The organism is Rhizobacter koreensis (assembly GCF_013366375.1).
Classification (GTDB): Bacteria; Pseudomonadota; Gammaproteobacteria; order Burkholderiales; family Burkholderiaceae_C; genus Schlegelella_A; species Schlegelella_A koreensis.
This window is the reverse complement of record NZ_JABWMJ010000011.1, coordinates 77,269-95,378: the sequence shown is the minus strand read 5'-3', so window position 1 is coordinate 95,378 and position 18,110 is coordinate 77,269. Positions and strand designations below refer to the sequence as shown.

Genomic DNA, 18,110 nt, shown 5'->3' with positions numbered 1-18,110 from the left:
CTGCTCGGACATCGCGTGCGATATGCCGCGCCGCGCGCCAGCGAAGCTTCGCCCGTCGGATGACGCCGACGTCGCTGCGAATTGATACCGCTTTCGCCGTGCACCATGGGCCAAGAGCGCCCCGCACGACGGTGCGATTTGCGATGCTTGCCGTTGCTGCCTGAACGCCTGCCCTGCCGGGTCGCGGCGCCCCTCTCTTGCCGCTCTCCATGGAAGTCCACCTGCCGACCCTGCTCCTCGCCTGCGCCGCTGCGCTCGCGCTGGCGGCCGGCGTCACGACCTTCGTCGCCGCACGCCAGCGCAGCTACCGCGGCACCTGGTGGTGGGTCGGTGCCGCCTGGCTGCTCGTGCCCGGTCTCGTGCTCGCCGCGGTCGGCGAGACGCTGCCGCCGGCGCAGACCGCCGCCGCGGCGCTCGCGCTCGCCTGGCCGATCGTCGTGCTCGCCGGCATGCGGCGCTTCTTCTCTCGGCGCAGCCCCGGTCTGCCGGCGCTCGTCGACTGGCTGCTGCTCGGCGCCGCCTGGGTCGTCGGCGCCGTCAGCGCCGCGTTCGGCGCCGACGGCGCGCCGCGCCCCGGCGTGGTCGCCGGTGCCGGCATCGCTCTCAACGTGTATGCGTCGGTGCTGCTGACCCGCCTCGAGGACTTCAACATCAGCACCGCGCTCAAGAGCCTGGTCGCCGCGGTGCTGATCGGCGCCGGTGCACAGGCGATGTGGCTCGCCTACACCGCGACGGCCGTCGGCGTCACGCCGGCGGCGACCGCCACCGTGCTGCTGCTCGCCACCGTGGCGTCCGCGCTTCTCATGACCTACCTTGGCGTGCTGCTGAACCACGAGCGCAAGGTCGAGGATCTGCATGGCTCGCTTCGCAAGCTGCGCCACATCGCCGATGTCGACGCGCTGACGCGGCTGCCGAACCGGCGCCACTTCCACGAGCTCGCCCAGGCGGCGCTCGCCGAACGCGGCGACGCCGCTGCCAGCGTCGTCGTATTCGACGTCGACTGCCTCAAGCACATCAACGACGTGCTCGGCGCGTCCAACGGCGACGAGGCCCTGCGCCAGGTCGGCGTGGCGCTGCGCGAGACGCTGCGCCGGCGCGACATCGCCGGCCGCCTGGGTGGCGACGATTTCGCCGCCCTCCTTCTCAAGACCAGCGCCGACGAGGCGCGGCGCGCCGCCGCGCGCGTGATGACGCGTCTCGACGATCGCCAGATCGCGCCGCGCATCGCCCGCGTGAGCCTCAACATCGGCATCGCGCAACTCGAGCCGGGCGAGACGCTCGCGGGTGCGCTGCTGCGTGCCGAGGCCGAGCTTGCGCAGAGCCGCGACGTCGCCCGGCTCGCGGCAGCGGCAGCCGCGCCGCGCCCCGCCGTCGCCGTCGACCTCGCGATCGAGCCGATGCTGGGCGGCGACAACGTGCTCGCCTGAGCGATCTGCGTCGCTCCCGCGCGGAGCGCGAGGCGGACGGTGCCCGCGCACGCCTGGTGCAGGACGCCAGCGACCCCGCGCGGCTGACCGCGCAGACCTCGGCAAACACCTGCTTCGCGAGCAGCCGGCGAGAACACGAAGCGTTGGGTGCGTCGCGTTTTCAATGACGGCGTTGCGCCAACCTTGGTGCCGGTGCCTGTTGCCGTCGACAGCGCCACTTAGGCGGAAGACTGCCGACTGTTGACAGTTTTCAAGACGAAGCATCTACTCGCGTGATGCCAGCGCAGCCCCCATCGAGCGCCACCATCGCCCTGCTCCAGCGCCATTCGCTGACCAGCGCGGTACAGGCCGAGCTCGAGCGGATGATCCTGAGCGGCGAGCTCGGCCCCGGCGCGCGGCTGACCGAGACCGCGCTAGCCGCGCGACTCGGCGTCTCGCGCGGCCCGTTGCGCGAGGCGTTCCGGATGCTCGGCGAAGCCGGCCTCGTGCGCGCCGAGAAGAACCGCGGCGTGTTCGTGCGCGAGATCGCCGCCGACGAAGTCGACGAAATCCTCGACCTGCGCGCGGCGATCGATGCACTCGTGGGTCGACGCGTCGCGCGCCGCGTCGACGCCACCACGCTTGCCGAGCTGCGCGAGCTTGCCGACGCGCTCGACGCGGCGAGCGCGGCGCGGGATGCGCTGGCGTGGGAGTCGCTCGACCGGCGCTTTCACGACCGACTCGTCGAACTCAGCGGCAACCGGCGCCTGATGGCGATCGATCGCCAGCTCGCCAAGGAACTGAGCCTGGTGCGCAGCGCCGCTCCGCGCGCCGGCTCGACGCTGTCGTCGCGCGAGCACCGCCGCATCGTCGCCGCGCTCGCCGCGGGCGACGCCGGCGCAGCGGGCGCGGCGATGGCCGCGCACGCGCTGCAGCGCCGGCGCCGCAACCGGCGCGCTCCGACCCTGGGGCAGCCCCGGTCAACCGAACCTGCATCCGTCGCGTGAACCTTTGGAACCGTCTCTGAAAGCCCGACTCCGTTGATCCATCTCCTCAACCTGCTCGCAGCGATCGCGCTGCTGGTGTGGGGCACGCACATCGTGCGCACCGGCATGCTCCGCGTCCTCGGCGAGAACCTGCGGCGCGTGCTGGCGCTCAGCTTCGGAAACCGGCTTCGCGGCGTCGTCGCCGGTATCGGGGTCACCAGCATCGTCCAGTCGAGCACCGCCACCTGCCTGATCGTCGCGTCGTTCGTCGGCAAGAACCTCGTCACCACCACGGCCGCGCTCGCCGTCATGCTCGGGGCCGACGTCGGCACCAGCCTGATGGCGGTCGTTTTTTCGCTCGACCTGTCGTGGCTGTCGCCGCTGCTCATCTTCGTCGGCGTGGTCGTCTTCATCTCGCGCCAGAACAGCGGCGCCGGGGCGATCGGACGGGTGCTGATCGGTCTCGGCCTCATCACGCTCGCGCTGCAGCTGATCGTCGGCGCGACGCGGCCGCTGGTGGAGGCCCCGGCGGTGCGGGGGCTCCTCGTCGCGCTGCCGAACGAGGTCGCGCTCGACGTCGTGGTCGGCGCCGCGCTCACCGTGATGGCGTACTCGAGCCTGGCCATCGTGCTGCTGATCGCGACCCTCGCCTCGTCGGGCGTGCTGACGATCGACGTGGCGCTCGGGCTGGTGCTCGGCGCGAACATCGGCAGCGGGATCCTCGCGCTGCTCGCCACCGCCAACGCGGCGCCCGAGGTGCGCCGCCTGCCGGTCGGCAACATGATCTTCAAGATCGCCGGCACGCTGCTCGCGGTGATGGTGCTGCCCCAGGCGCGTTCACTGCTCCAGCAGCTGCTGCCGGTGGTGCACCAGCAGGTCGTGTTCTTCCACCTCGGGTTCAACCTCGCGCTGGCGATCCTGTTCATCGGATTCACCGGGCTCGTCGGGCGCAGCGTCGACCGCTGGCTGCGGGCGCGCGGCAGCAACGTCGACTCGCTGCGGCCGCGCCACCTCGACCCGCTCGCGCTCACGATGCCGTCGCTCGCGATCAGCTGCGCGGCGCGCGAGGCACTGCACCAGGCCGACGTGGTCGAGACCATGATGCGCGGGATCATTCCCGTCATCCGCAACAACGACCTGCAGCTCTCGAGCCAGCTCCGCAAGCTCGACGACACCGTCGACGAGCTCTACTCGGCGATCAAGTTCTACCTGACGCAGATCTCCGGCGAGGCGCTGTCCGAAGAGGAAAGCCGGCGCTGGACCGACATCGTCTCGTTCACGATCAACATGGAGCAGATCGGCGACATCATCGAGCGCGTGCTGCAGGACATCGAGGACAAGAAGGTGCGCAAGAACCGCAGCTTCTCCGAAGCCGGCATGGCCGAGATCTGCCACCTGCACGAGCGCCTGCTCGCCAACCTGCGCCTCGGGATGAGCGTGTTCCTGGACGGCCACGTGCGCGACGCCAAGCGGCTGCTCGAGGAGAAGGCGCACTTCCGCGACCTCGAGCACGAGTACGCCGCCAATCACATCAGCCGGCTGCGCGACAACACCGCGCAGAGCATCGAGACGAGCTCGCTGCACCTCGACCTCATCAGCGACCTCAAGCGCATCAACTCGCACATCTGCTCGATCGCCTACCCGATCCTCGAGTCGGCCGGCGCGCTGACCAAGACGCGCATCCGCCAGTCGCAGCTCGCCGGGCTGGGCGGCGAGTGACTTTCGCGCGGTCGCCTCGCTCGCCGCGCGCTGCGGGGTGCACCGGCCGAGCCTGCGGGCGGCTGCGGTCTTGAGCTGGTCCCTGGTCGCGATCGTGCTGCTCGGCGCGGCATTGCACGCGTCGTGGAACGCGCTCATCAAGTCGGGTGGCGACAAGGCCGCCGACACGGCGCTGCTGCAGGCGATCGCCGGGCTGATGGCGGTGCCGCCGCTCCTCGTCCTGGGGCTGCCGGAGCGCGCGGCGTGGCCCTTCATCGGCGTTTCGGCGCTGGTGCACGTCGCTTACTACACGACGCTGGTCGGCGCCTATCGGCATGGCGACCTCGGCCTCACCTACCCGATCATGCGCGGCTCGGCACCGCTGCTCGTCGCGATCGGCAGCGGCACGCTGATCGGCGAGCGACCGTCGACGCTCACCTGGTTCGGCGTCGCCGGCATCAGCGTCGGCGTTGCGCTGATCGGCCTGGCGCGCCAGCATGGCGTGCTGCACCACAGGAAGGCGCTCGCGTTCGCATTCGCGAACGCCGCCATCATCGCCATCTATACGGTGGTCGACGGTCGCGGCGTGCGCCTCGCGGGTCAGCCGCTCAGCTACGTGCTCACGCTGTTCGTGGTGAACGGGTGCACGTATCCGCTCGTCGTCTACCTGCGGCGCGACGCAGCGGGCCGCGCGGGCCTGCGCCACCAGCTCGCGCAACGCTGGCCGGCCTCGGCCGGCGGTGCAGCGGCCTCGATCGGCTCGTACGCCATCGCGCTATGGGCGATGACGCGCGCGCCGGTCGCGTCGGTGGCCGCGTTGCGCGAGACATCGGTGCTGTTCGCGGCGGTGCTCGGCACCTGGCTGCTGCGCGAGCGCTTCGGCGCCCAGCGCGCGCTCGGCACCGGCGTCGTCGTCGCGGGGGTGATCGCGCTGCGCTTCGGCTGAACGGTCAGAGCTCGCCGCTGGCGTACAGCACCACCTCGCGCCGGTGCGGCGCACGGCGATGCTCGTAGACATGGATGCCCTGCCAGGTGCCGAGCGCGAGCACGCCGTCGACGATCGGCACCGCGAGGTGGGTCTGCGTGAGCGCGGCGCGCACGTGTGCCGGCATGTCGTCGGGCCCTTCCGCAACGTGGTCGAACGACGGGTCGCCGTCCGGCACCAGCCGGGCGAAGAAGCGCTCGAGATCGACGCGCACCTGCGGGTCGGCGTTCTCGGTGATCAGCAGGCTCGCCGACGTGTGGCGGATGAAGAGCGTCAGCAGGCCCAGCCGGATCCGCGTCTCACGGACCCAGCGCGCGACCGCCGGCGTGACCTCGGTGAGCGATCGTCCGGGCGTCGCGACGCGCAGGGTGTGGGCTTGGTGATGCATCGGAGCGGCGACGCGCGTGGCTCGCGGGGGGACCGTCAGGAATCCTTTACCGCGGACACGATGGGCACGCAGCGGCGGCCGTCGCCGGGCGCGCACGGGTCGATGCTGGCCAGGCGTGCACCCAGCGCGACGCCGCGTCAGGCGACAGCCGCGCAGCAGTCAGCCGCCGCGTGAGGGCGCGTGATGAACAGCGCGCAGCACGACGGTCGAGCGATGCGCCCGCCGGCGCGGCCGCTAACCGCCCTGCTTGGCCCGCTTGCCGGGGTTCTTCTTGCTGCGCGTCGCGGTGCCGCGCTCCTGGCTGCGCTTCTGCCCGGTGGGCTTGGTCTCGGGGCTGGTCGCCTTCTGCGTCGGGGTGTCGCTGGTGCTCATCCGGTTTCTCCAAGGGATCGATGCGGTGTGCCAGCAAACGGCGCGCCGAGCCGCCGGCAGCGGCGGTCGATCGCGCACGCGCGCCGGCGCGCCGCATCGCGAGCTCCTATGCTGCGCCGCGTGAACTGGCTCGCCCGCTTCCGCAAACGCCCGGCCCGCGAGACGCTGCTCAACGATGGCCTCGCGCTCGCGATGGATTGGGGTGACCGGTGGCTCGCGCCGATCCAGGAGCGCCTGCGTGTGCAGCATCCGTGGCTGACGCCGGACGCCCTCGACGAGCTCGACGCCGTGTGTCAGGCAGCGATGCGCTTCGGCCACGAGACCGCGTACCGGCTCGCGGCCGAGAACGCGAAGCAGGTCGACGCCGGCGCGTTCACCGCCAGCCTGCGCGCGCGCTTCGGCTGGGTCGACGACGCCAACGCCGAGCGCCTGCTGCGCCAGAGCGTCTACTACCTGTGGAAGGCGGGCGGCCCACCGCGCGATGCGGGGGCCAGCTGACGCGCTGGTCGGGCCGGCAGGCTTCAACGCAAGCCGGCGGCCGCGCTCGCGGGGCCGCCACGTGCTCGCGCTTGGGCACGTCGGGCGTGCCGCCGCGGCACGACGCTTGCCGTGCCGGCGCTCTCTCAAACGAACGAGGAGCCCGGCATGCCCATCGACGACGATTCCGACCCTACCCCCTCCCGGCGCAACGCCATCGGCCTGCTCGGCGGCCTCGTCGCCGCCCCGGCGCTGATGGCCAGCAGCGGCGCCGCCGCACAGGCGAGCGCCGATGCAGCTCGGCCGGCACGCCGCACCCTCGTCGACCCGCGGAACGCCTATCCCAAGCCGCCGTTTCCCGAACAGACGCAGCCGTGGCCGGGGCTCGCGAGCCGCATGCAGCCGCGCCCTGACCACGGCGAGAAGAGCTATGTCGGCTCGGGACGCCTGGCCGGTCGCAAGGCGCTGATCACGGGCGGCGATTCCGGCATCGGGCGGGCTGCGGCGATCGCCTATGCCCGCGAGGGCGCCGATGTCGCCATCGGCTACCTGCCGGCCGAGGAGGAGGACGCCCGCGAGGTGGTGCAGCTGATCCGCGCCGAAGGCCGGCGTGCGATCCCGTTGCCGGGCGACATCCGCAGCGAGAAGTTCTGCATCCAGCTCGTCGCCGACGCCGTGAAGGCGCTCGGCGGGCTCGACATCCTGGTCAACAACGCGGCGCGCCAGCAGGCGCAGAAGTCGATCGCCGACATCACGACCGACGCATTCGACGCCACGCTCAAGACCAACCTCTACGCGATGTTCTGGATCACCAAGGCGGCGCTCGAGCACCTGCCGCCGGGCGCGACCATCATCAACACCGCATCGGTGGTGGCGCACGACCCGCCGGCGCTGCTGCTCGACTACGCGACCACCAAGGCCGGGATCATCACGTTCACGCAGGCACTCGCCAAGCAGCTCGCCGACAAGGGGATCCGCGTCAACGCGGTGGCCCCCGGTCCGTTCTGGACCCCGCTGCAGCCGAGCGGCGGTCAGCCGCTCGAGGAGCTGCCCAAGTTCGGCGCCGACGCCCCGCTCGGCCGCCCCGGCCAGCCGGCCGAGATCGCCCCGCTCTACGTGCAGCTCGCCGCCGCCGACTCGAGCTACGTCAGCGGCAACGTCTGGGGCAGCACCGGCGGTCGGCCGATGGGCTGACGCGCATCGATCCGTTCGCGCCGACCCAGCAACCACTCGAGAGGAACTGCCATGAGCTTGCACATCGCACCCGCGCCCGCACCCCGCGCCGCGACGCCGCGCGTGGCGGTCGCCCTTTCGAGGCTCGGTCTCGCGCTGGCCGTTGCCGGCTGCGGTGCATTCGCTGGCCGGCGACTTCACGACGCAGCCGACCGACAACGCCGGAACGCGGCTGGCGTGCGGCGTGATCCGCTAGCTCGGCGCCGGGCCTCGGCCGTGTGACGCGACGCGGCGGCGGCCTGCCCGCCACCGCGAGACGCGGCGCAGCTGCCCCGCTCGCCTTACTCGGCCTTCAGCTCGGCGTACTTGATGACCGGCGCCCAGCGCGTGCGCTCCTCGGTCATCCACTTGGCGAGCTCTGCGGGGGTCGACCCGATCGGCTCGATGTACGCGGTCGCGAGCTTGTTGCGCACCTCGGGGTCGTTGAGCACCGCGACCATCTCGCGGTTCATGCGCTCGATCACGTCGGCCGGCGTGCGCGCCGGTGCCATCACCGCCATCCAGGCGAGCGCCTGGATTTCCGGGAAGCCCGACTCGGCGAGGGTCGGCACGCCCGGCACCAGCGCGCTGCGCTTGGCGCTCGTGACCGCGACCGCCTTCAGCTTGCCGGCCTTGGCCTGCGGCATCACCGCCACCGGCGGCACGCACGCGAACTGCACGTCGCCCTGCAGGATCGCGGTGATCGCCTGAGGCGACGACGCGTACGGCAGGTGCACCGCGAACGAGTTGGTGCGCAGCTTGAGGATCTCGATCGACAGGTGCGACATCGAGCCGATGCCCGTCGACGAGTAGTTGTACTTGCCGGGGTTCTGCCGCATCGCGGCGACCCAGGCCTTGACGTCGGCGACGTTCATGTCGTTCGACACCGCGCAGACGTTGGGCTGGCCACCGGCGAGCGTGACCGGCGCGAGGTCCTTGAACGGGTCGTACGGCAGTTTCGGGTTGAAGACGGTGCTGTAGACCAGCGGACCGTTGGTGCTGACGAGGAAGGTGTAGCCGTCGGGCGCGGACTTGGCGACGTGATCGGTGCCGGTGTTGCCGCCGGCGCCCGGGCGGTTCTCGATCACCAGAGGCTGACCGAGCCGCGGCCCGAGCTTCTCGCCCATGATGCGGATCAGCACGTCGGGCGACGACCCGGGCGCATAGGGAACGACGATGCGGACCGGCCGGCTCGGCCAGGTGCTCTGCGCGGCGGCGGGAAGGGCCGCAACGGCCAGCAGGGCTGCAAGTGCCAACGTGGCGCGGCGTTTCATCGGGAAGGCTCCAGTCGTGAAGGGGTCGATTTTAAAGGCGCGGTCTCGTGCGATCGGCCCGGCGCCGGGGCGAACGCGGTCAGGCGGCGAGCCAGGCGAGCGCGGCGTGCAGCACCGCACGGCCGCCACCGCGACGGGTCGAGAGCACCGAATCCGGCCGTGCGAGCAGCACCACGGCGCGGCGGCCCGGGTGCACTGCGACGACGACGCGGCCGTCGGCGCCGCGTGCGGCGAGCTGCCAGCCGGCCGGCAGCGCGTCGGCCGCGATCACGTGGCTCGCGTAGACGCCGAGCTGGAAGCGGCCGAGCGCCGCGAACGCGCCGTCGCCGATCGCCTCCACCTCGAGCGCACGGCCGAACTGCGGCACCTCGAGCTTGTGCAGCGTCGCACCGTCGCGCTCGAGCCAGGCCAGACCAGCGTTGTTGACGGCAAGCGTCGGCGTCGCGCCGGCGGGGGCCGGCGCGCCACGCAGACGCTCGAGCGGCGCGTCGCCGAGCACGCGGACCGGCGCGCCGGGCGTGATCGTGCAGCCGGCCTGCACCAGTGCCTCGTGCAGCAAGGCGGCGAGCGGATCGCCCGCATCGACGACGTCGACGCGCCAAGCCGCACCGATTGGTGCCGGCGCGGCCGGCGGCCGCGGCGAGCCGCCGCCGAGCACGCGAAACAGCGTCTCGGCCTTGAGGCGGGTCTCCTCCTCTTCGCGCACGGGGTCCGAATCGGCAAGCAGGCTGCCGCCGCAGCGCACCTCGGCGATACCGTCGACCAAGCGTGCGAAGCGCAGCATCGTCAGCGCCTCGCAGCTGCCGTCGGCGCCGATGCGTACCGCGGCACCCGCGTACCAGCCGCGCCACTCGGGCTCGATCGCCGCGATCGCCGCGCGCGCCGCGGCCTTCGGCATCCCGGTCACCGTCGCCGGCGTCGCGTGCGTCAGCACGATCTCGAACGGGCCGGCGCCGGCGCGGCGGCGTCCGCGCACGTGGTCGATCGCGTGGATGATGGTCGAGAAGAAGTGGATGCGGCGCCGCGTCACGATCTCGACGCTGCCGGGCTCGCACACCTTGGCCTTGTCGTTGCGATCCGAATCGGCGCAGACCGCGAGCGACGCCTCGTCCACCTCCGAAGTCACGAGGCCCTTGGCCTGCTCGTAGTCGTCGACAGGGTCGGCCCCGCGGCGAAAGGTGCCGCAGACCGGCGCGGTCTCGACCCACTCGGCGTCGGCGCGCACCTGCACGTCGGGCGAGGCGCCGAACACGCGCTCGCCGCCGCCGACATGGACGAAGAACATCGCCGGGTACGGGTTGTCGCGGCGCAGGCGCGCGAACGCATCCGCGGCGTCGACCTCGACCCGGCGCCGGAACGTCTGCGACAGCACCAGCGACCCCAGCTCGCCGCGCCGCATGCGCTCGACACCCGCGGCGACCGAGCGCGCGTGCGTGCCGGGCGGCTGGTCGGTGCGGTCGCGGTCGATCATGGCGGACGGCACCGCTGCGTCGGCGCCATCGACCGGCGCGTGGCCGGGGAACGCGAACTCGACCCATCGATCACCGCCCTCGCCCGTCACCAGCACGCGCGCGGGCAGCACGAGGGCGACGCGGCGTCGGCCGTCGTCGGGCAGCGTGTCGGCTTCGCCGAGCCGGTGGTAGTCGAACGCGAGCGCGCCGTAGAAGCCGAATTCGCGGGCGTCGGTCGCGAACGCGGCAAGGATGGCTTCGAGCAGGCGGATCGCCGGGTGCGGGTTCGCGGGCGACGCATCGGGCGTGGCATCGGCAAAGCTCAGCTCGAGGCGGCCGTCGACACGCTCGAACGGCGCGAGCTCCGTGAGCCGCTCGCCGACGGCGCGGCCGACGCGACCGTGCGGAACGAGGCGCAGCCGGGTGCCGTCGAGAACGATCGCAAGCAGCGGGTCGAGCGCCGCCATGGCTTCGCGGCGATAGAGACCCGGCGCGTGGACGTCGCAGCCGAGCCAGACGCCGGGTCCGTCGCCGATCGCGGCGATCGCCGCCTGGGCGTCGGCGGGGCCGGCCGGCCGCTCGCAACGTTCGACGGCGATGCGGATGGAGGAGACGGGTTCGGTCACGGGGAACTCCGGGGCAATTGCGTGGGGGAGCGATGGGCATCACGCCAGGCGACCGGCGCGCGGCGTTCCGCAGTGCCGGCCCGCCGGGCAGCCACGGCGGACACCAGCCGCACCCGGAAGCGCGCGGCGGGAAACGCTGCTCAGAGCCTCGCGTGGCGCTCGCGCTCGGCCTCGGTGTACGCCTCGATGAGCGTGCGATAGCCCCGTTCGACCACGTCCGGCAGGCCGCCGGCCTCCTCGGCCTGGCGGCGCACGTTGGCGATCACCTGCTCGACGCGTGCAGGCGCATGCACCGCCTCGACGCTGGGCTTGAAGCGGGCTGCGGCGAGCACGTAGTGGCCGCGCTCGACGAGCAGTTGCACGATGGCGCGGTCGAGGCGGTCGATCTCGGCACGGACGTGATCCAGCGATTCACAGGCGGCGGGGGTTCGGGTGGCGGGCGAGTTCATTCCGCGATTGTCAGGCCGTCCGCATGCCCTCCTCGGCATGCGCGGCCAGGTAGCCGTGCAATGCGTGAACGACCTGCGCGCCCTCGCCGATCGCCGCGCCGACGCGCTTGACCGACCCCGGAGCGCACGTCGCCGATCGCGAACGCGCCAGGCACCGAACTCTGGAGCGGCGCGGCGTCGATTTCCGGACCGGTGCGCACGAACCCGGCGCGATCGAGCTCGATGTCGCAACCGGCCAGCCACTCGGTCGCTGGGTCGGCGCCGACGAAGAGGAAGAGATGTCGCATCGGCACCGTCTGCTCGGCGCCGGTCGCGCGGTCGCGCCAGCGCACGCGCGCCAGCGTGCCGTCGGCGTCGCCGTCGAGCGCGACCACGTCGGCGCGCGTGCGCAGCTCGACGTTCGGCGCGGCGGCGATGCGCTCGACGAGGTAGCTCGACATGCTGTCGGCGAGGCGCTCGCCGCGCACCAGCATCGTCACGTGGCGCGCGTGCGCGCTGAGGAACACCGCCGCCTGTCCCGCCGAGTTGCCGCCGCCGACCAGCATCACCGAATCGCCGGCGCACAGGCGCGCCTCGATCGGCGAGGCCCAGTACCACACGCCCCGGCCCTCGAAGCGGTCGAGCGCTTCGATCGCCGGGCGTCGATAGCGCGCGCCGCTCGCGATGACGACGGTGCGGGTGCGGATCGTCCTGCCATCGTCGAGCGAAAGCTCGAACGGCGACCCGGGCGCGCCGCAGCCGAGCGCGCGCACGGTCGCGGGGATCACGATCTCGGCGCCGAACTTCTGCGCCTGGATGAACGCACGGCCGGCGAGCGCCTGGCCCGATATCCCGGTAGGGAAGCCGAGATAGTTCTCGATGCGCGCGCTCGCGCCGGCCTGCCCGCCGAACGCCCGGCTGTCGACGACGACCACCGACAGGCCTTCGGATGCCGCGTACACCGCGGTCGCGAGGCCCGCCGGGCCGGCGCCGACCACGACGACGTCGTAGCACGGCCGGCGCAGCGCGCCGCCGATCATGCCGATCGAACGCGCGAGCTCGATCTCGGAAGGGTTGCGCAGGACGCTGCCGTCGAGCGCGAGCACGATCGGCAGGTCGGCCGGCGACGGCGCCAGGCGCACGATCAGCTCGTGGGCGTCGGCGTCGCTGCGCGGATCGATCACGTGGTGCGGCTGGCCGTTGCGGGTGAGGAAGCTCTGCAGGCGCGCGACGCCCGGCGAGGTCGCCGGGCCGACGATCACCGGACCGCCGAGCGCCGCCTGCAGCAGGCCGACGCGGCGCAGGATTAGCGCGCGGACGATGCGCTCGCCGAGTTCGGCCTCGGCGATCAGCAGCCGGCGCAGGTCGGCCGGCTCGACGAGCAGCGCCTCGACCTCGCCTTCGGCGGTGCCGTCGACCGGCGCCGGGCCGCCGGAGAGCTGGCTGATCTCGGCGAGGAACTGGCCCGGACCCTGGTCGACCACCGCCGTGGAATGCCCGAAGCCGTCGCGCTGGGTCACCGCGACGTGACCCGCGAGCAGCACGAACATGCCCGGCGCGGGCTTGCCGGCCTCGAACAGTCGTTCGCCGTCGGCATAGCGCCGCGTCGTCGCGAAGCGGCGCACACGGGCGATGTCGACGTCGCCGAGCGTGGGGAACATCTGCTCGTGGCGCGGGTGCAGCGCCAGGGTCGCTGCGGTCGATGCGTCGAGGCCGGGCTGCGGCTCTGCCATGCTGTCCTCCCGTAGGTGCGTGGAACTCATCAGGTGCTAGCGGCACGGTCGTGCCGCCGGCGCTCGATCAACGATCATGCAGCCCAGGCCCGCGCGGCTGCCCAGGCCGGTACCGCCCAACGCGCGGGGGCACGTCGGCGGGCACCGTCGCTCAGCGACACCACGCGCGAGCGACGACGCGGCGGGGTGCGAGCGACGACGCTGCGCGGTCCGCCGTGTTCGACGACGCTCCGACCCCGCACGGCGATGGCTCGGTGCGGCGGCGCCAAACCCTGCGCTGACAGACGCCGAAACGTGCCGGACAATCCGCGCCAGATGCGCCGCAAGCCGCAGGTGCGCGCGCCACGCGCTGCAGGCACCGCGAACCGCGAGCGCCCTGGGCCCCGTGCGCTTGCCCGACGCCGACCCACCGCACGCCCCGGCGATGCAGCAATCCGACCTCTTCGATCTTCCGATGCCTGCCGCCACGCCAATGCCGGCCGGCTGGCGCTTCGAGCCCGGGTTTCTGAGCGCGGCCGAAGAGGCCGAACTGCTCGCGGCGATCGCGCAGCTGCCGCTGCACGAGGCCGAGTACAAGGGCTACACCGCGCGGCGTCGGGTCGCGAACTTCGGCACCGCGTACGACTTCGCGGCCCATCGCCTGCTGCCCGGGCCGCCGATCCCGGAGGTGCTGCTCGGCCTGCGCGAGCGCGTTGCCACGTGGGCCGGGCTCGCACCGGACGCGCTGAGCAGTGCGCTCGTGGCCGAGTACCGCGCGGGAACGCCGCTCGGCTGGCACCGGGACGTGCCCGATTTCGAAGTCGTCGTCGGGGTGTCGCTCGGCACGCCGGCGCGCATGCGGCTGCGCCGCTACCCGCCGGTCAACCCGCGCAAGGCCGACGTGCTCAACGTCGAACTGCCGCCGCGCTCGATCTACCGGCTCGAAGGCGAGGCACGCTGGGGCTGGCAGCACAGCATCGCGCCGACGCCGGCGCTGCGCCACTCGGTCACCTTTCGCACGCGCAGCACACGCCGCTCGCGCGGGCTCGGCCCGGCGGGCGCCGGCTGACGCCGGTTCAGGCACCGGCGGCCTCCGCGACGCTCATGTCCGAGAGGCGGGCACGCGCCCAGAATGCGCCGAGTTCAGGCGCCGGCGCGACCAGCAGGGCCTCGACCAGCGGCTGCAGCGGGGTCAACGCGGGATCGCAGAGCAGCACGTGGCGCGGCGCCGGCGCCTCGTCGAGGCGGCCGACCCAGCCGAGCCCGATCAGCTGGTCGATCACCGGCTGGCTCTGCAGCGGGTCGATGCCGACCTTCTCGGCGATTTCGCTTGCGGTAAGACCGCTGCGCGCGCCGGCACGCGCGGCCGCCAGCGCGCCGAGCACGGCGAGCGCGATGCGAAAGCGCGTGCCCGGCGCGTCGCTCCAGCGCGCCAGCCGCGTGCGCAGCATCGGCGCATCGGCCGTGATCACCGCGCCGAGCAGCACGATGATCCAGCTCACGTAGATCCAGATCAGGAAGATCGGCAGGGTCGCGAACGCCCCGTAGACCACCGCGAAGGTTGGCACCTGGCTCAGGTAGAAGGCGATCAGCTGGCGCACTGCAGCCAAGCCAATCGCGACGAAAAGGCCGCCCGCGACGGCATGCCGCCAGCGCACCGCGGTGTTCGGCACCACATGAAACAGCCCGGCGAAGCCGAGCGCAACCACCACGAACTCGACCATGCCGAGCAGGAACCCGAAGCCTTCGGGCATCGCATCGACGAGGCCGCGCGACGCCGACACCGCGTACGACGTCAGCGTGAGGCTGAGACCCACGAGCAGCGGCCCCAGCGTGACCGCGGCCCAGTAGATGAGCACCCGCTGGCCGAGCGGACGCGGTCGCTCGATGCGCCAGATCGCGTTCAGCGCGCGGTCGATGGTCAGCATGAGCGCGATGACGCTCAGCACCAGCACGAGAAGACCCACGCTGCCGAGGCGGCTCGCGCGCGCCGAGAACTGCGTGACCGCGCCGAGCACCGTCTGCGAGATGCTGTCGGGGATGAGGCTGCGCAGGAAGTAGCGCTGCAGCGACCCCTGCAGGTTCGAGAACAGCGGCAGCGCCGAGAACAGCGCGAGCAGCACCGTCACCAGCGGAACGATCGAGATCAGCGTGGTGAAGGTGAGACTGCCCGCGGTCATCGCGAGGCGGTCCTCGCGGAAGCGCTGGTGCAGCGTGCGCAGCGTGCCGAGCCAGAGCGGCTGCCGGGCGGTCGCGCCGGCGCCGGGGTCGCGGGTCAGCACGGCGGTCGGTCGGTCATCGATGGCATGATAGTCAGGATGGATCTTGCGCCCGTCCCGCCCGGCTCCGCCGCGGCCGCTCGCTGGCGTCTCGCCACCCTCGCCTCGCTCGCTGCGCTGATCGTTCTCGGCCTCGCCTGGGAACTGGTGCTGGCACCGACCGGTACGCGCACGCTGGCGCTCAAGGTGGTCCCGCTGCTCCTACCCTTGCGCGGTCTCTGGCGCGACCGCCTCTTCACCTATCGCGCGCTCAGCCTGCTGGTCTGGGTCTACGTCGCCGAGGGTGCCGTGCGGGCGACGAGCGATCGTGGCCTCGGCAGCGCGCTGGGCACGCTCGAGGCGCTGCTCGCGATCGGCGTGTTCGCTGCGTGCTGCCTCCACATCCGGGCGCGACAGCGCACCGCGGGTCCGGTCGTCGCGTGATGGCGACCCCCGCCGAGACCAGCCTGCTCGACGTCCTGCGCGGGATCGTCGGCGCGTCGAACGTGCTGACCGGCGACGGCCTCGAAGCCTACGAAGTCGACTGGCGCAAGCGTCACCACGGGCGTGCGCTCGCGGTCGCGCGCCCGGCGAGCACCGCCGAGGTTGCCGCCGTCGTGCGCGCGTGTGCGGCGCACCGCACGTCGATCGTTCCGCAGGGCGGCAACACCGGCCTCGTCGGCGGCTCGACGCCCGATGCGAGCGGCACCCAGGTGCTGCTGAGCCTCACGCGCATGAACGCCATCCGCGGGGTCGACGTCGCCAACCTGACGATGACGGTCGAAGCGGGCTGCGTGCTGCAGGTCGTGCAGCAGACGGCCGCCGAGCGCGGCCTGCTGTTCGCGCTCAGCCTCGCCGCCGAAGGCAGCTGCACGATCGGCGGCAATCTGGCGACGAACGCCGGCGGCACCCAGGTGCTGCGCTACGGCAACGCCCGCGAGCAGTGCCTGGGGCTCGAATTCGTCACCGCTGCCGGGGAGGTCTGCGACGACCTCGCGGGTTTGCGCAAGGACAACACCGGGTACGACCTGCGCGACCTGCTGATCGGCAGCGAAGGCACGCTCGGCATCATCACTGCGGCGACGCTGAAGCTCGAGCCGCAGCCGGCGGCGCGAACCACCGCGCTGGTCACGCTGGCGTCGATCGACGACGCGGTCGCGTGGCTGGGCCTCGCGCAGGCGCGCCTCGGCGCCAGCCTCACCGGCTTCGAGATCATGGGCGCCTTCGCGCTCGAGCTGGTCGCCAAGCACTTTCCGCAGCAGCGTCAGCCGCTCGAGCCTGCACCCTGGACCGTGCTGATCGAGCAGTCGGACCCGGAAAGCGCCGAGCACGCGGCGAGCGTGTTCGAGAGCGCGCTCGAGACCGCGCTCGAGCGCGGTCTGGTGCGGGACGCGGTGCTCGCGTCGAGCCTCGAGCAGTCGAAGGCGCTCTGGCACCTGCGCGAGTCGATCCCGCTCGCGCAGGCGCTCGAAGGGCTCAACATCAAGCACGACATCTCGCTGCCGGTGTCGAGGATCGCCGAGTTCGTCGCGGCGACCGACGCCGAGCTGCAGCAGGCGTTCGCGGGCGTGCGGCTGGTCAACTTCGGTCACCTCGGCGACGGCAACCTGCACTACAACGTGCAGTGCCCCGCAGGCGGCGACGCCGCGGCGTTCCTGCGCGAGCACGAGGCGGCGGTGAACACGCTCGTCTATGACGCGGTAACGCGACGCGGCGGCTCGATCTCGGCCGAGCACGGCATCGGCAGCCTCAAGCGCGAGGAGCTCGTCCGCCGCAAGTCGCCCGTCGCGCTGCAGCTGATGCGCGCGATCAAGAGCGCGCTCGACCCCGACGGGCGGCTCAATCCGGGGCGCGTGGTCTGACGCGCGGGCCGGTCGGCGCGCGCTTGCGTGCCACGGCGGATGGCGCGGCAGCGGTTTCCGAGAGGCGCGCTTCCTCGGTCAGCCAGTCGGCAAACTCGCGCACCTCGGGCTTGGCGGCGCCGGCTTCCGACAGCAGCATGTAGTAGCTGCGCGCCGACGCCACCTCGCGGCGGAACGGCGTGACCAGCTTCTTCTCCTTGAGGAAGCGATCGATGAGCGGGCTCTTGCCGAGCGCGACACCCTGCCCGGCGATCGCCGCATGGATGAGCTGGTCGTAGGACGAGAAGTGCAGCACGCTCGCCGGCCGCAGCTCCGGCAGCTTCATCGCGTGCAGCCAGAGCGGCCAGTCCTGCAGGTGGTTGCCGCCGTCCGGCTCGGCGAGCAGCAGCACGTGCTGGCGCAGGTGGTCGGGCTCGGCGAGGGGCCGCGCCGGGTCGCGCAGCAGGCGCGGGCTGCAGACCGGGAACACGACGTCGCCGAACAGGCGCAGCGCTCCCGCCGGAACGCCATCGACCGGCAGGTAGCGGATCGCGACGTCGACGCCGTCGCGCGCCAGGTTCGAGAGCGCATTGCCGGCGGAGATGCGCACGTCGACATGCGGGCGCGACGCGCTGAAGCCCGAGATGCGCGGGATCAGCCAGAGCCCGGCGAAGCCCGGCGTGGTCGCCACGACGATCGGCCGCACCCGATCGGCGCGGCGCAGTTCGATGCAGGCGCGGTCGAGCTGCTCGAGCGCCGTGCTCGTCGCCCGCTCGAGCACGCGCCCGTCGTCGGTGAGTTCGAGCGAGCGATGCAGGCGCCGGAACAGCACGACCCCGAGCCGGTCCTCGAGCAGCTTGATCTGCCGGCTGATCGCCGACTGCGTGAGCGCGAGCTCGTCGCCCGCTCTCGTGAAGCTGAGGTGGCGCGCCGCGGCCTCGAAGGCCTCGAGGGTATCGAGCGGCGGCAGGTCGAAGCGGCGCTGGCTCATGGGCG

General features: G+C 72.4%; 16 protein-coding genes and 1 pseudogene. 9 read left to right on the top strand and 8 right to left on the bottom strand.

From position 1 onward, the window contains the following. The first annotated feature begins 209 nt into the window (after positions 1–209). The 4 genes from HQN59_RS20575 (at position 210) to HQN59_RS20560 (ending at position 5,036) form a co-directional block, all read left to right on the top strand. The gene (locus HQN59_RS20575) at positions 210–1,427 is read left to right on the top strand and encodes a GGDEF domain-containing protein (protein ID WP_176070998.1); all 1,218 of its coding nucleotides are present in this window, start codon (positions 210–212) and stop codon (positions 1,425–1,427) included. A 275-nt stretch (positions 1,428–1,702) separates the two neighbouring features. Further along, the gene (locus HQN59_RS20570) at positions 1,703–2,413 is read left to right on the top strand and encodes an FCD domain-containing protein (RefSeq protein WP_176070997.1); all 711 of its coding nucleotides are present in this window, start codon (positions 1,703–1,705) and stop codon (positions 2,411–2,413) included. A 33-nt stretch (positions 2,414–2,446) separates the two neighbouring features. Further along, positions 2,447–4,111, top strand: a complete 1,665-nt coding sequence (locus HQN59_RS20565; protein ID WP_176070996.1) for a Na/Pi cotransporter family protein — start codon at positions 2,447–2,449, stop codon at positions 4,109–4,111. Positions 4,112–4,181: 70 nt separating this feature from the next. Then, positions 4,182–5,036 carry an EamA family transporter gene (locus tag HQN59_RS20560; RefSeq protein ID WP_246295062.1) on the top strand — a complete coding sequence of 285 codons (855 nt, stop codon included), beginning with the start codon at positions 4,182–4,184 and terminating at the stop codon, positions 5,034–5,036. A gap of 4 nt (positions 5,037–5,040) precedes the next feature. On the opposite strand, the gene HQN59_RS20555 is transcribed toward HQN59_RS20560, so the two are convergent. Next, on the bottom strand, positions 5,041–5,463 hold the full coding sequence (locus tag HQN59_RS20555; protein ID WP_176070995.1) for a secondary thiamine-phosphate synthase enzyme YjbQ: 423 nt from the start codon (positions 5,461–5,463) through the stop codon (positions 5,041–5,043). Between the two features lie 234 nt (positions 5,464–5,697). Further along, entirely contained in the window at positions 5,698–5,835 is a 138-nt protein-coding gene (locus HQN59_RS20550) for a hypothetical protein (RefSeq protein WP_176070917.1), read from the bottom strand. 120 nt (positions 5,836–5,955) lie between these two features. Between HQN59_RS20550 and HQN59_RS20545 the strand changes: the two genes are divergently transcribed. Both HQN59_RS20545 and HQN59_RS20540 read left to right on the top strand, forming a co-directional pair. Beyond that, positions 5,956–6,333, top strand: coding sequence for a hypothetical protein (locus HQN59_RS20545; protein WP_176070994.1), 378 nt, complete (start codon positions 5,956–5,958; stop codon positions 6,331–6,333). Positions 6,334–6,480: 147 nt separating this feature from the next. Next, positions 6,481–7,506, top strand: a complete 1,026-nt coding sequence (locus tag HQN59_RS20540; protein WP_246295061.1) for an SDR family oxidoreductase — start codon at positions 6,481–6,483, stop codon at positions 7,504–7,506. Positions 7,507–7,826: 320 nt separating this feature from the next. On the opposite strand, the gene HQN59_RS20535 is transcribed toward HQN59_RS20540, so the two are convergent. The 4 genes and pseudogenes from HQN59_RS20535 to HQN59_RS20520 all read right to left on the bottom strand — a co-directional run bounded on the left by HQN59_RS20535 (position 7,827) and on the right by HQN59_RS20520 (position 13,066). Next, complete coding sequence (locus tag HQN59_RS20535) at positions 7,827–8,798, bottom strand: Bug family tripartite tricarboxylate transporter substrate binding protein (RefSeq protein ID WP_176070993.1); 972 nt, start codon at positions 8,796–8,798, stop codon at positions 7,827–7,829. A 79-nt stretch (positions 8,799–8,877) separates the two neighbouring features. Next, positions 8,878–10,875, bottom strand: a complete 1,998-nt coding sequence (locus HQN59_RS20530; protein WP_176070992.1) for a chorismate-binding protein — start codon at positions 10,873–10,875, stop codon at positions 8,878–8,880. Positions 10,876–11,015: 140 nt separating this feature from the next. Then, entirely contained in the window at positions 11,016–11,324 is a 309-nt protein-coding gene (locus tag HQN59_RS20525; protein ID WP_176070991.1) for a chorismate mutase, read from the bottom strand. A gap of 10 nt (positions 11,325–11,334) precedes the next feature. After that, positions 11,335–13,066: pseudogene (locus HQN59_RS20520) on the bottom strand (FAD-dependent oxidoreductase). Positions 13,067–13,490: 424 nt separating this feature from the next. On the opposite strand from HQN59_RS20520, the gene HQN59_RS20515 reads away from it, so the two are divergent. After that, entirely contained in the window at positions 13,491–14,084 is a 594-nt protein-coding gene (locus tag HQN59_RS20515) for an alpha-ketoglutarate-dependent dioxygenase AlkB (protein WP_246295060.1), read from the top strand. A 7-nt stretch (positions 14,085–14,091) separates the two neighbouring features. On the opposite strand, the gene HQN59_RS20510 is transcribed toward HQN59_RS20515, so the two are convergent. Then, entirely contained in the window at positions 14,092–15,297 is a 1,206-nt protein-coding gene (locus HQN59_RS20510; RefSeq protein WP_342451261.1) for a YihY family inner membrane protein, read from the bottom strand. Positions 15,298–15,333: 36 nt separating this feature from the next. On the opposite strand from HQN59_RS20510, the gene HQN59_RS20505 reads away from it, so the two are divergent. Continuing rightward, complete coding sequence (locus HQN59_RS20505; RefSeq protein ID WP_176070989.1) at positions 15,334–15,717, top strand: DUF2069 domain-containing protein; 384 nt, start codon at positions 15,334–15,336, stop codon at positions 15,715–15,717. Continuing rightward, positions 15,717–17,135: an FAD-binding oxidoreductase gene (locus HQN59_RS20500; RefSeq protein WP_176070988.1), complete on the top strand. Its 1,419-nt coding sequence runs from the start codon at positions 15,717–15,719 to the stop codon at positions 17,133–17,135. The genes HQN59_RS20505 and HQN59_RS20500 overlap by 1 nt, the downstream gene beginning before the upstream one ends. On the opposite strand, the gene HQN59_RS20495 is transcribed toward HQN59_RS20500, so the two are convergent. Further along, positions 17,113–18,105 (bottom strand): LysR substrate-binding domain-containing protein, encoded by a 993-nt coding sequence (locus HQN59_RS20495; protein WP_176070987.1) that lies wholly within the window; start codon positions 18,103–18,105, stop codon positions 17,113–17,115. The two genes, HQN59_RS20500 and HQN59_RS20495, sit on opposite strands and share 23 nt — an antisense overlap. Between the last annotated feature and the right edge of the window lie 5 nt (positions 18,106–18,110).